Raw genomic sequence first — 13,952 nt, 5'->3', positions numbered from 1 at the left:
GCCTACTGCCGTAGGGTTCTCGCTGTGCACCGCCTATCTGGTTCGACACAATTCCTCTGTGGGAGCGAATTTATTCGCGATTGGCGCATACATCCGTCGAAGAGTGTGGCTTGGAATACCGCTTCGCGAATGAATTCGCTCCCACAGGGTTTGCTGGGCACCGCCTACTCCGTAGGGTTCTCGCTGTGCACGGCCTATCTGGTTCGACACAATTCCTCTGTGGGAGCGAATTTATTCGCGATTGGCGTATACATCCGTCAAAGACGTGTCGCCTGGAATACCGCTTCGCGAATGAATTCGCTCCCACGGGGGAGGCTGTGCGCCGCCTGCTGCCGTAGGGTTCTCGCTGTGCACCGCCTATCTGGTTCGACACAATTCCTCTGTGGGAGCGAATTTATTCGCGATTGGCCGGTACATTCGGTAGATCCCCATCGGCCTTACGATCCCATCGCGAATGAATTCGTTCTCCCACAGTTTGATCCCCAGTGACCAGTGACGGCCTAGCGCTTCAACTCACTCAACTGCCGCAACGCCGCCAGATACTCTCGCGGGCTTTCCCCCAACAAGCGCCTGAACATCGCGCTGAATGCACGGGCGCTGCCATAGCCCAGGTCGTTCGCCACCCGCTGCACACTTTCCCCTTCCAGCAATCTCGGCAGTGCCTCCATCAGTCGCACTTGCTGGCGCCACGCATTGAAACTCACGCCCAGCTCCTGATTGAACAGCCGGGTCAGCGTGCGGGAACTGGCCCCCACCTGCTGCGCCCAGTCCTCCAGGGTGTTGGCGTGATCCGGGGTCTTGAGCAGGGCTGCGCAGATGCCTTGCAAACGCCGGTCGCGGGGCATGGGGATGTGCAGCGGCAGATTTTCCAGGCACGCGACCTCTTCGAGCATCAAGCGCTGGATCAACGGATTGGCCGCGTGCTCAGGCCCTCGAGTGGCCCTCACGATCAGTTCGCGCAGCAGCGGCGTCACGGCCAGCACACAGCATTTGTTCAAGCCCGACGGACAATGCTCGGCGCCGATGAACAGCGAGCGCATCAACACCTCACCCGACATGAAGATTTCGTGCTGGACCATCGGTGGAATCCACACCGCGCGGCTCGGTGGAATCACCCACGCGCCGCTTTCGGTGATCAACCGCATCACGCCGCTGACCGCGTACAGCAACTGCGCTTCGGGATGTAAGTGGCGCGGTTGGTGTGCGCCATCGGGATAATCCACGGGATGTGCGGTGACCGGGCTATGACTGAAGAGGCTGATCAACATGACGGATTCGATGACTTTTCTGTCTGAAATGCAAATTGTCGCCAACTTAGCATGAGCATCCACAACCACTGCAAGTTCAGGATGCAGAGTCATGAGTCAAACCAGACGCGCCAATTCCCCGCAACGGGTCATCCATTTCATCAACGCCGCCCACGTCATCGACCACATGTTCATGCTTATTTTTCCGGCCGCCGTGCTTGGCATGACCCAGGCCTTCGCGCTGGACTACGCGCAATTGATCGGCCTGTCACTGGGCGGCTTCATCGCCTTCGGTGCCTGTTCGCTACCCGCAGGCTGGCTCGGGGATCGCTGGAGTCGGCGACACATGATGCTGCTGTTTTTCTTCGGCATCGGTGCGGCGTCGATCATCACCGGGCTCAGTACCAGCACCACGATGCTCGCCGTGGGCATGACGCTGGTAGGCGTTTTCGCCGCCATTTACCACCCTGTCGGCACCGCGATGCTCGTGGCGTACGCACAGAATCGTGGTCGCGAAATCGGCGTCAATGGCATGTGGGGCAACCTGGGCGTGGCGTTTTCCGCATTACTCACCGGCTTTCTGGTGGCGCAATTTGGCTGGCGCTCGGCGTTCATTCTGCCGGGTAGCGTGTCGATCCTGATCGGGGTGTTGTTCGCGTGGCAAATCAAGGACGAGCCGATTCCGCTGCGTCCGCACACGGCCCCTAAAGGCAAGACTGGTCAGCGGATTTCCATGACCATGGTCTTCACCGTGCTAGCTATCGCCACGGCAACGGGCGGCGTGGTGTTCAACGCCACCACCATGACTTACCCGAAGCTGTTTCAGGATCGCCTGCATGAGCTGTTCGCCTCACCGCAAACCCTCGGTCTGATCGTCAGCCTGGCTTATGCCTTCGGCGCCATTGCACAACTGACCATCGGCCGCTTTCTCGATCGCTTCAGTCTGAAATGGCCGTTCGTGATTCTGACCGTGTGCCAGGCACCGTTGCTGTTCGCCTTGGCCTATGTCGATAGCTGGCCGGTAATCGTGCTGGGCGCCGGGTTCATGTTCGTGGTGTTCGGTCAGGTCACGGTCAACGACGCGATGGTCGCCAACTTCGTCGCGCCGCAATGGCAATCCCGGGTCTTCGCCCTGCGTTACTTCCTGTCCTTCGGCGCCAGCGCCACGGCTATTCCGTTGATCGCCTATGTCGAGCCACGGCATGGCTTTGTCGGCCTTTACCTGATCCTCGCCGGGTTCGCCGCGCTGACCTTTTTTGCCGCAGCTGTGTTTCCGCGCACACCGGCCGAAAACCGCTCTGCGCAGCTCGCCTAGGACGGTTTTGCCCTCTCAAATGGCGCAATGCCTGCATTGGCGCTCGTCATTCGAATCATCCCTTTGGCTGATTTGAGTGGCGAGTGAAGGCTCTAGAGTGCATATTTTCAGCACCGCCAATGCACCTTGAAAAGGGACTCCTATGCTGCAGACACGCGTGATTCCGCCAGCCGATGGCGCGTACCAGTACCCTCTGTTGATCAAACGCTTGCTGATGTCGGGCAGCCGCTATGAAAAAACGCGGGAAATCGTTTACCGGGACCAATCACGCTATTCGTATCTGACGCTGAACGAGCGAATCTGCAGACTGGCGAACGTGTTGACCGAGGCGGGCGTGAAAGCGGGCGACACCGTTGCGGTCATGGATTGGGACAGCCATCGTTACCTGGAGTGCATGTTTGCAATCCCCATGATTGGCGCGGTGATTCATACCATCAACGTGCGTTTGTCGGCGGATCAGATCCTGTACACCATGAACCACGCTGAGGACAAGTTCGTACTGGTCAACAGCGAGTTCGTGCCCCTCTACAATTGCTTCGCCAGCAAGCTGACCACGGTCGAGAAGACCCTGCTGCTCACCGACACGCCCGACAAGACAGCTGACTTGCCGAATCTGGTGGGTGAGTACGAAACACTTCTGGCCGCAGCCAGCGCGCAGTACCGGTTCGAGGATTTCGACGAGAACTCGGTGGCAACCACTTTCTATACCACCGGGACGACCGGCAACCCAAAAGGGGTGTACTTCACACACCGTCAGCTGGTGCTGCACACCCTGGCGGTCGCTACGATCATGGGCAGCGTCGAGGGTTTGCTTGGCACCGACAAGGTCTACATGCCGATCACGCCGATGTTTCATGTGCATGCCTGGGGCGTGCCGTATGCGGCTACCATGCTGGGCGTGAAACAGGTCTACCCTGGTCGTTACGACCCGGAATTGCTGGTCGAACTATGGCGCAAGGAGAAGGTGAACTTCTCCCATTGCGTGCCAACCATCATGCAAATGGTGCTCAACGCCAAGGCGGCCCAGGATGTCGATTTCACGGGCTGGAACATCATCATCGGCGGCAGCTCGCTCAATCGTTCACTGTATGAGGCCGCCAAGGCCAAGGGCATTCAGCTGACCGCTGCCTATGGCATGTCCGAGACCGGGCCGCTGGTGTCGGTGGCGCATCTGAGCGATGAATTGATGGCGGGCAGCGAAGACGAGCGCACTACGTACCGGATCAAGGCCGGTACCCCGGGTGTGCTGGTCGAGGCCGCCATTGTCGACAGCGAGGGCAACTTCCTGCCCTCCGATGGCGAAACCCAGGGCGAGTTGGTGCTGCGTGCGCCGTGGCTGACCGAGAGCTACTACCGCGAGCCGCAGAAGGGCGCCGAGCTGTGGGCCGGCGGCTGGCTGCACACCGGTGACGTGGCGACGCTGGACAGCATGGGCGGCATTGATATTCGCGATCGCATCAAGGACGTGATCAAGACGGGCGGCGAGTGGGTTTCTTCATTGGAACTGGAAGACTTGTGCAGTCGTCATCCCGGCGTGCGCGAAGTGGCCGTGGTCGGGATCGCCGATCCACAATGGGGCGAGCGCCCGTTCGCGCTGCTGGTCGCTCACGAGGGACATGTGATCGACGCCAAGGTGCTGAAGGAACACCTCAAGCCTTTCGTGGAACAGGGACACATTAATAAATGGGCGATTCCGAGCCAGATCGCCCTTGTTACCGAAATTCCCAAGACCAGCGTCGGCAAGCTCGACAAGAAGCGAATCCGCCTGGACATCATCGAATGGCAAAGCACTAACAGCGCCTTTCTCTCGACCCTCTGAAATCGTTTCTTTCGCGCACATTGCCCTGATTTCGGTCATGGCAATGTGCCGCGAAGGCTCTGCGCAGACGTCTGCCTTGCCAAATCCCTCAGTTCAGCCATCCTCCCTCTGCCGCGCGAGCGAGCTCGTCGAAATCGGCGGGTTAGAGGCTTTGACGCTGTAAATCACACTTTAGAGGGATCAAGCAGTAGTACCGGCTGGCTATAGTCGGCAGTAGGTTGGCACCGGAGAAAAACGCCGTTTCGCTTCGCAGCTTCACATGGGCTGCTCGAACGGCGTTGACAACCAGGCACTGCGGATCAGTCCGCCTGAGTCGTTTCTGGAAACACCCACTGCCATAAAAATAAAGCACATGGAGTAGCGTCGATGACATCAGCAAACCTGTTCTGGCGCCGGGCAAAACTGCCTCTGGCCGTCAGTCTCGCTTCCACGCTCGCCGGTCCTGCATTCGGCGTCAGTTTCAACATCGGTGAAATCGAAGGGAATTTCGACTCGTCGCTCTCCATAGGCGCCAGTTGGTCTACCGAGAACGCCAACAAGAACCTGATCGGTTCGAACAATGGCGGACACGGTCTTTCGCAAACCTCCGACGACGGCCACCTGAACTTCAAAAGTGGGGAAACCTTTTCGAAGATCTTCAAGGGCATTCACGACCTTGAACTCAAATACGGCGACACCGGCGTTTTCCTGCGGGGTAAATACTGGTACGACTTCGAACTCAAGGATGAGGGCCGCGAGTTCAAGGACATCAGCGACTCGGGCCGCAAGGAAGGCGCCAAGTCTTCAGGTTTTCAGTTGCTCGACGCGTTCGTCTATCACAACTACTCCATTGCCGATGAACCGGGGTCGGTGCGTCTGGGCAAGCAGGTGGTCAGCTGGGGTGAAAGTACCTTCATCCAGAATGGCATTAACAGCATCAACCCGGTCGACGTATCGGCGTTCCGCCGTCCTGGCTCGGAAATCAAGGAAGGCCTGATCCCGGTCAACATGTTTTACCTGTCCCAGAGCCTGACCGAAAATCTCTCGGCAGAAGGCTTCTATCAGCTGGAATGGGACCAGACCGTCGTCGACAACTGCGGCACATTCTTCTCCCAACCTGACGTGATCGCCGATGGTTGCAATAACAACCTGGCGGTATTGCGCACCCGCAATAGCCTGAACGCAGCCTTGCCTGCGGCATTGCGTGGGCCGGTGCAAGCGACCCTGGCTCAGCGTGGCGTGAGTTTCGGTAACCCCGACGAGGGCGCCGTCGTTGCACGTGGCCCTGACCGCGATGCGCGCGACAGCGGCCAGTATGGCCTGGCGGTGCACTACAACTTCGAACCGCTGGATACCGAATTCGGCGCTTATTACATGAACTATCACAGCCGCCTGCCGATTTTCAGCGGCAAGGGCGGCCCGGCCAGTGCCTATAGCCCTGCGGGTCTGGTGGGTGGATTGGCGGGTAATGGTGTCCCGCTGGCTGTAGCCGCGGGCCTCGCTCCGACGCTGCTGCCAGTGGTGGTCGCCGGCAACTCCAGTTACTACGTCGAATACCCTGAAGACATTCATCTGTTCGGTCTGAGCTTCTCCACCACGCTCCCTACCGGTACCGCATGGAGCGGCGAGATCAGCTACCGTCCTAATGCCCCGGTGCAACTCAACACGACCGACATTCTGTATTCCGGCCTGTCGCCGCTCAACCCGAGCGTTTCACTGCTGCAGGGCACCCCGGGTGCCGACCAGAAAGGCTATCGTCGCAAGGAAATCAGCCAGGCGCAGACCACCTTCACCCACTTTTTCGATCAGGTGATGGGGGCCGAGCGTTTGACTCTGGTCGGCGAAGTGGGCTGGACCCACGTCGGCGGTCTGGAAAGCACTTCGAAACTGCGTTACGGGCGTGATCCGAGCTACGGTCCGGGACCGCTGCCCGATGGCCAGTGCCAGACGCTCAACGCCGGCACCCTGGCAGGCGCTGCGCAGAACAACCTTAGCCGCTACTGCGAAAACGACGGTTTCACCACGACCGATTCGTGGGGTTATCGCGCGCGTGCCATCTGGGATTACAACAACGTGTTCGCCGGCGTGAACCTCAAGCCGAGTGTGGCCTGGTCTCACGACGTCGACGGCTACTCGCCAGGGCCCGGCGGTAACTTCGAAGAAGGTCGCAAGGCGATCAGTCTGGGTCTGGATGCGGAATATCAGAACACCTACACCGCCAACCTTTCCTACACCAACTTCTTCGATGGCAAGTACACCACGGTGGATGACCGCGATTTCGTGGCACTCAGCTTCGGTATGAACTTCTAAGGAACGACCATGAACATGAAAATCACCAAGGGGCTGTTGCACGTCGGCGTGCTGGGTCTGTCATTGCTGGCGACCGGTGTGATGGCTGCGGTGTCCGATTCTGAAGCTGCCAAGCTGGGCACGACCTTGACCCCGATGGGTGCCGAAAAGGCAGGCAATGCTGCCAATACCATTCCTGCCTGGAGCCCGATGCCGACCAACGCGGGCGCTGTGGACGACAAAGGCTTCCTGGCCAACCCGTACGCCAATGAGAAGCCGCTGTTCACCATCACCGCGCAAAACGTGGAGCAGTACAAAAACAACCTGGCACCGGGTCAATACGCGATGTTCAAGCGTTATCCGGACACCTTCAAGATGCCGGTCTACCCGTCGCATCGCGGCGCAACCGTGCCCGCCGATGTGTTCGCCGCCATCAAAAAGAACGCCACCAACACCAAGCTGGTTGGCGGCGGAAACGGTCTGGAAAACTTTGAAACCGCCGTGCCGTTTCCGATCCCCAAGGACGGACTCGAAGTTATCTGGAACCACATCACCCGCTATCGCGGCGGCAGCGTCTCGCGCCTGGTCACCCAGGCCACGCCGCAAACCAACGGCTCGTTCAACCCGGTTTACTTCCACGACGAATTTGTCTTCCGCGACAAGATGAAAGACTTCGATCCGAAGAACCCCGGCAACATTCTGTTCTACTTCAAGCAGGAAGTGACCGCCCCGGCACGTCTGGCAGGCTCCGTACTGCTGGTGCACGAAACCCTCGACCAGGTGAAAGAGCCTCGCGCGGCATGGGTCTACAACGCCGGGCAGCGCCGCGTGCGTCGTGCCCCACAGGTGTCTTATGACGGTCCAGGTACGGCCGCTGACGGTCTGCGTACCTCCGACAACCTCGACATGTACAACGGCGCGCCGGATCGCTACGACTGGAAACTGATCGGCAAGCAAGAGATGTACATCGCCTCCGACAGCTACAAGCTTGACGACCCGAAGCTCAAATACGCCGACATCATCAAGGCTGGCCACATCAATCAGGACCTGGCGCGTTACGAGCTGCGTCGTGTATGGCACGTGACCGCGACCCTGAAAGAAGGCCAGCGCCACATCTACGCCAAGCGTGACTTCTTCATCGACGAAGACACCTGGCAGGCAGCGGTGATCGATCATTACGACGGTCGTGGCCAACTGTGGCGCGTCGCCGAAGCTCATGCCGAGAACTACTACGACAAACAAGTGCCGTGGTACGCCCTGGAAACCCTGTATGACCTGCAGTCCGGCCGTTACCTGGCACTGGGCATGAAGAACGAAGAACGGAAGGCATACGACTTCGGCTTCACTGCCACCATGAGCGAGTTCCAGCCCAACGCCCTGCGTCAGGAAGGCGTGCGCTGATCGTCCGAGCGAATTGGCGGAGAGCCGTGCACCGTTGATCACAGCTACAGCGCACCGTTGTCCTCCGCCGCTTTACTTCTATGGTTGAACCCCATAGCCGCAAGAAGAAGCGCCCCGATTCGTCGGGGTGTTTTTATGACCGACCTGGTCAGCGTTGGTGAGCAAGCTCACTCCCACAGCCGTAATGTGTACGCAGCTGAATCTCCCCAAAACATATGAAGCAACATTCGCCCTGTTGATTGGATATGTTTTCTTACAGTCTTTCGTCGAACATTCTTCAAAAGCGCCGACATAGCCGCTAGTCTCCCGACATCTGAACGCCGAATAACAAGCACTTCTAACAAGAGCCGGCCATGACTGATCTGTCGCGTTTGCAAGGAATCGCAAATCACGCAGTCACTGCGTTGGAAGGACGTTTCTTCCGCCCACCCCTGCCAGAAGGCTACGTGCCAAGGCCCAGGCTGTGCGAACGGCTGAGTGCGGGGCTGTCCGGGCGTCTGCTGTTGATCAGTGCGCCGGCCGGATTCGGCAAAAGTTCGCTGGCGGTGGAATTCTGCGAGAGCCTTCCCGCCCAATGGCAAAACCTCTGGCTTGGCCTCAGTCAACGCGATAGCGATCCCGGTCGGTTCCTCGAAAGGCTTCTTTGCGGCCTTCAACAATTCTTCCCGCAACTCGGCAACCAGGCGCTAGGTTTGCTGAAAATGCGTCAGCGGCATCAGCCATTTGCCTTCGAAGAATGGCTGGACAGCCTGCTCGACGAGTTGGCGATGCATCTGATGTTGAGCAAGCCCCTGTTATTGGTGCTTGACGACTACCATCTCGTGCAAGGGCCGGTGCTCGATCGCTGCCTGCAGTTTCTCCTCAATCACTTGCCCGCGGGCATGATCGTCATGGTCACCAGCCGTCAGCGCCCCGACTGGCATCTGGCGCGGCTGCGCCTTTCACGCCAACTGCTCGAACTGTCCGAACAAGACCTGCGTCTGACCGATGATGAGTCGATGGCTGTGCTGGATCAGCACAGCAGTTCGCTGACCGAAGAGGCGCTGCACACTTTGCTGCAACGCAGTGAAGGCTGGGTCGCCGGCTTGCGTTTCTGGCTGCTTGCCGCCGCCGAGGCCGGGAGCAATACCCTGACCCAGGAACTCAACGGTGGCGAGGGTTTGATCCGCGACTACCTCCTTGAAGAAGTCATCGATTGCCTGCCCACCGATGTTCAAGCGTTCTTATATGAAACTGCTTGCCTCGAGCGGTTCTGCAGCTCGTTGTGCAACGCCGCACGCGACAGCCACGACAGCGCCGAAATGCTCGCCTTCCTGCAATCGCATCAAGTGTTTCTCGTGCCGCTCGATGAAAGCGGGCGCTGGTTTCGCTATCACCATTTGTTTTCCGATCTGCTGCGGGCGCGGGCCGGTAGCACGGTCGCACCGCAGCAAAGACGGCTGCACCTCAATGCCTGCCGCTGGTTCAGTGAACAAGGTTTGTTGGATGAAGCCATCGAACAAGCACTGCGCGCAGGGCACCACGATGTCGCTGCCAATCTGGTGCAAAACCTTTCAGAAGAGCAACTGCTGGCCGAACAGAACGTCGGCATGCTGCTGCGCTGGAAGATGGACCTGCCCGACAGCCTGCTGATCAGCACGCCACGCCTGATCGTGCTGTATGCCTGGGCGTTGGGGCTGGCCTGTCAGCTTGATGCGGCCGAAGAGTTGGGCAATCACCTGAGCCGCTTCCTGCCGGCGCCGTCAGCTACGGCGCAGAAGTCCATGCTGGCGCAGTGGCTGGCGCTCAGCGGCATCATCGCCCGCGGTCGCGGGGACAGCGAAACCGCCCACCGCTATTGCAGCGAAGCGCTGACCAGCCTGCCGCAGAAACGCTATGGGCAGCGGCTGCTGTGCCTGTCGACGCTGGCCAATCTGGCGCTGGCCAAGGGGGATCTGTGGCGTGCCCGGGCGCTGAATCGCGATGCACTGGAACTGGCACAGAGGGTCGCCAACCCGCTGTTCGAGGCATTGGCGCATTACGACCGGGCGCGCACATTACAGGCCCGCGGCGAGGCATTGCGCTCGCTGGAAGAAGTGCGCCAAGGTTTGCGCCGTCTGAACGGGCTGTCGTCGCAGCGGCTCTATGCGGTGCGCGCGCGGTTGACGTTGTATGAAGGCTATCTGCTCGTCCAGTGCCTGCAGTTTGAGGCAGGGCGCGCGCGGCTTACTACAGGTCTGGCTGAAGCGCGAGCGTGTCGCGATATCAGCGTGTTAATCGGTCATTGCATCATTGCCGGGCTGGAAGGCCGAGAAGGGCGGTTCGCCGAAGCCTTTGCCGAGCTGGCCGAGGCTGAGCGGCTCATGCATATCTGGGACGTGCCTCCGGTTTATTACCTGGCGATGATTACCCTGGCCAAATGCGAGTTGTGGCTGGCGCAGGGACGGATCGATCTGGCCGATGCCTGGCTGCTGCGGCTGGGCCAGACCTACGGCGGGGATCACCCTGCGGCTGCGCCGGAATGCATGCCGCAAATGCCGCAGCACATCGAACTGCTGCGCGCCATGCTGGACAAGATTCAGGGCCGCATCGAGGCGTCCTCTCACCGTCTGACGCAGCTCAAGCAGTACGCCGAGCAAGTGGGCGCGGGCTTGCTGGGGCTGAATGCGATGAGCCAGCACCTCCTGTTGGCCCTCGATACGCGGGACAGGACCAAGGCGCAGCACCTGCTCGATCGCGGCCTCCAAAGCGCTATGGGCGGAGCCGTGCTGCCATTGCTCGACGTCATCCGCCAACACCCGGACTGGCTGCGCGAGCAGCTGCTCAAACGCCCGCGTTGCCGACTCGTCGACTACCTGCTCGATCAGCTTCCGCCCGACAGCGGGAAAGAGCTACCTTGCGCGCGGGACATCAGCGACCCCCTCCCATGCCCCGGCGGCGAAGCCCTCAGCGCACGCGAACTTGGCGTCCTGCAACTCATTGCCCAAGGCTGCTCAAATCAGGAAATTAGCGAGCGACTGTTCATCTCCCTGCACACCGTTAAAACCCACGCCAGCCACATCAACAGCAAACTGGGCGTAGAGCGCAGAACACAGGCCGTGGCGCGTGCGCAGGAGTTGGGGTTGTTGGGGTAGCGATCGCTCGCGCTCTGCCGAGTGCGCCGTCCCGCGATTCGATTCGATACTGTCTGTGAGACCTCAGCAGCGCTTCGCCGCGCAAACCGTCTGTCCAGAACGAAGACTCACTCGGAGGGGCGTAGGGGTTAAAGCAACAGCCGTTGAACAGTACCCATGGCTGCTGATAGGGCACTGCGCCGCTCGTTCACGCCGACTTAAACAATGGAATACCGACTCGGCGCGCAACCCACCAAACGACGGAACATCGTCGAAAAGGCTGCGGGGCTTTCATAGCCAAGATCCAGCGCAATACGGGTAACCGATTCTCCCGTGGACAGTCGTGACAGGGCCAGTACCACACAGGCGCGCTGACGCCATTGGCCGAAACTCATCTGTGTCTGCTCGCGAAAACGGCGGCTGAACGAGCGCTCGCTGATAAACAGATCCCGAGCCCAGTCTTGCGGTGATTGGTGAACATTCGGGTATTGCAGGAAGCTCTGGCAGCGAGCCAGCAGACCCGGTTCGTCGGGTAATGGGATGTGCAGCGGCAGCTCGCGCGCCCGTTCTATTTCCAGCAGCAACAGCGACATCAGCACCCCGTCGCGACCTTCAGGGTCATACGCGAGCGGCATCTCCACGGCCTCGATCAGCAATTGGCGCAGCAGGGGCGAGACGCCGATCACTTCGCAGACGTCCCGCGAAACAGGTATCGCAGAGGGTTCGATGTACAGGCTGCGGGTGGTGACGCCGAGCATCAATACCTCATGTTCCAGCTGTGGAGGAATCCACACCGCTTGCTGGGGCGGCACCACCCAGTCGCCTTGCTCGGTGGAGACCTTCATCACTCCCGTCGAACCGTACAGCAACTGCGCACGCCGGTGGTGATGCCGACGCAGCAGGTGACCGTCGGCATAGTCGTTGCCGATCGCAACGACCGGGCGCGGTGTGCCGTCGAGGGTGTCGATGGAGATATTGCGCATAACGATTCCTTCAGTGTCTGGCCGAAACACAAACATGAATGGCCTGAATCCTCAAGCTTGACCCAATCAATTTGCCTATTGTTCGCGCAACTTTTTAAAGGGCTTGGCGCGATGACCTACCTACTTCTGGTTCTGTTCGGCGGTTTTTCGGGCGTGACGACGGTGTTATTCGGTTTTGGTGGCGGCTTCGTGGTGGTGCCGGTGCTGTATGGCGTGCTGATCAGTGGCACGGGCGGGGCATTGGCCGAACAGGCAGCCATGCACGTTGCCGTGGCGACCTCCACATGCGTGATGATCGTCAATGCGTCATTGAGCACTCGCCGATCAGCTCGCGCCGGCACCCTGCTCAAAGCCTGGCTCTGGCCGTTGGCGGGCTTCATTGCCGTGGGTTCACTGATCGGCGCGGTCGCGGCAGGCTTCGTCAGCGGGCAAACGCTGCGCATCGCGTTCGTCATTTATCTGGCAATCACCATCGTCGATTGCCTGTGCAGACGCGGATTTGTCTCACCTACCTTCGAGGGCGAGCCGCGTCAGCTGAGCCGCTGGAGCGTTGGGCCAGGTGGTATCGCCATCGGCGCCATTGCAACGTTCCTGGGGGTGGGCGGTAGTGTGATGACCGTTCCTTTGCTGCGCCGCTGTGGTTTGAGCATGACCCAGTCGACGTCCATGGCCAACCCGCTGAGCCTGCCAGTGGCACTGGTCGGCACAGCCACTTACATGCTGACCGGCTTAAGCAATACAGGGCTGGGTCCGGGTTATATCGGCTACGTCAATCTCGGTGCCTTCGCCGTACTCACCCTGGGCGCGTGGTTCGGAATGCGCCTGGCGGCTCGGTGGGTGGGGCGCATCCCTGATCGACTGCACGCATGGGCGTATGTGGGATTGCTGATGGCGGTGATGATGAGCATGGTTTTGGTGTGATCAGGTTTGCTCGGTACCACACCAAGTGCCATCGCCTGTCGCGTTGCGCGCGTATTAAAGCAACTACGAGTTGAACGGCCGCAGGTTTCAGGTGAACCTTGGGCATCGACTGCCCGGGCAACGCCCGCACTCCACTCATTGCGTTCAGGCCATCATGCAACCCACCAAACCCACCCTCATCCGCGAAACCTTCCCCGTCGGCCCTTTGCAGTGCAACTGCACGATCATCGGCGACCCGGTCACCAAGCAGGCGATTGTGGTCGATCCCGGTGGCAATCATGAGCTGATCCTTGCGAGGCTCGAAGCCCACGGCTTGAAGGTCGTCAGCATCATTCACACCCACGCGCATCTGGATCATTTTCTGGCATCGGGGCAGTTGAAGGAGAAGACCGGGGCGACGTTGCACCTGCATAAAGAGGATCAGTTTCTGTGGGACAACCTCGAAACCCAGTGTCAGGTGTTTCGTGTGCCTTATGTGCCAGTTCCTTCGCCGGATCGCTGGCTTGCGCACGATGAGGAATTGGCGTGCGGGTGCGGTGTGGCGTTGCACACGCCGGGGCACACACCGGGGTCGATGAGCTTCTGGTTCGAGGATGCGAAGCTGTTGATTGCCGGCGATACGTTGTTCAGGCGTGGGGTTGGGCGCACGGATTTATGGGGCGGCGACCAAGCGACCCTCGTGCGCTCGATCAAGAAGCGGCTGTACACGCTGGATGAGGGGGCGACCGTGGTGACAGGGCATGGGCCGGACACGCGGCTGGGTGATGAAATGCGTGAAAACCCTTTTGTAAGAGCATGAATCATTCAGGTAGCGTTAAGGAATTTTTGACTACTGTCATGCTCTAACCGCGCACATGGCCAGGGTTTTTTATCGTTGCGCCAAAGCAAGCAATACAGGAGCTTTCC

General features: G+C 59.7%; 9 protein-coding genes. 7 read left to right on the top strand and 2 right to left on the bottom strand.

What is annotated here, in order from left to right; genetic code table 11:
- Positions 1–500 precede the first annotated feature (500 nt).
- The gene (locus ACRER8_RS17610; protein WP_431747502.1) at positions 501–1,268 is read right to left on the bottom strand and encodes an AraC family transcriptional regulator; all 768 of its coding nucleotides are present in this window, start codon (positions 1,266–1,268) and stop codon (positions 501–503) included.
- Positions 1,269–1,359: 91 nt separating this feature from the next.
- Between ACRER8_RS17610 and ACRER8_RS17605 the strand changes: the two genes are divergently transcribed.
- The 5 genes from ACRER8_RS17605 to ACRER8_RS17585 all read left to right on the top strand — a co-directional run bounded on the left by ACRER8_RS17605 (position 1,360) and on the right by ACRER8_RS17585 (position 11,163).
- Positions 1,360–2,562 carry an MFS transporter gene (locus tag ACRER8_RS17605; protein ID WP_431747501.1) on the top strand — a complete coding sequence of 401 codons (1,203 nt, stop codon included), beginning with the start codon at positions 1,360–1,362 and terminating at the stop codon, positions 2,560–2,562.
- A 142-nt stretch (positions 2,563–2,704) separates the two neighbouring features.
- Positions 2,705–4,381 carry a fatty acid--CoA ligase gene (locus tag ACRER8_RS17600; RefSeq protein ID WP_431747500.1) on the top strand — a complete coding sequence of 559 codons (1,677 nt, stop codon included), beginning with the start codon at positions 2,705–2,707 and terminating at the stop codon, positions 4,379–4,381.
- A gap of 366 nt (positions 4,382–4,747) precedes the next feature.
- Complete coding sequence (locus ACRER8_RS17595) at positions 4,748–6,670, top strand: DUF1302 domain-containing protein (protein ID WP_431747499.1); 1,923 nt, start codon at positions 4,748–4,750, stop codon at positions 6,668–6,670.
- A gap of 15 nt (positions 6,671–6,685) precedes the next feature.
- Positions 6,686–8,050: a DUF1329 domain-containing protein gene (locus tag ACRER8_RS17590; RefSeq protein WP_431747504.1), complete on the top strand. Its 1,365-nt coding sequence runs from the start codon at positions 6,686–6,688 to the stop codon at positions 8,048–8,050.
- 353 nt (positions 8,051–8,403) lie between these two features.
- Positions 8,404–11,163: a LuxR C-terminal-related transcriptional regulator gene (locus ACRER8_RS17585; RefSeq protein ID WP_431747498.1), complete on the top strand. Its 2,760-nt coding sequence runs from the start codon at positions 8,404–8,406 to the stop codon at positions 11,161–11,163.
- A gap of 197 nt (positions 11,164–11,360) precedes the next feature.
- Here ACRER8_RS17585 and ACRER8_RS17580 read toward each other — a convergent pair whose 3' ends face one another.
- Positions 11,361–12,125: an AraC family transcriptional regulator gene (locus ACRER8_RS17580; protein ID WP_431747497.1), complete on the bottom strand. Its 765-nt coding sequence runs from the start codon at positions 12,123–12,125 to the stop codon at positions 11,361–11,363.
- A gap of 111 nt (positions 12,126–12,236) precedes the next feature.
- Between ACRER8_RS17580 and ACRER8_RS17575 the strand changes: the two genes are divergently transcribed.
- The gene (locus ACRER8_RS17575) at positions 12,237–13,046 is read left to right on the top strand and encodes a sulfite exporter TauE/SafE family protein (RefSeq protein WP_431747496.1); all 810 of its coding nucleotides are present in this window, start codon (positions 12,237–12,239) and stop codon (positions 13,044–13,046) included.
- Between the two features lie 154 nt (positions 13,047–13,200).
- Positions 13,201–13,845 (top strand): MBL fold metallo-hydrolase, encoded by a 645-nt coding sequence (locus ACRER8_RS17570; RefSeq protein ID WP_431747495.1) that lies wholly within the window; start codon positions 13,201–13,203, stop codon positions 13,843–13,845.
- Positions 13,846–13,952 lie beyond the last annotated feature (107 nt).

The organism is Pseudomonas sp. (assembly GCF_050739935.1).
Classification (GTDB): Bacteria; Pseudomonadota; Gammaproteobacteria; order Pseudomonadales; family Pseudomonadaceae; genus Aquipseudomonas.
Note: the sequence above shows the minus strand (reverse complement) of the source record. Positions and strands in the feature narration are given on the sequence as shown.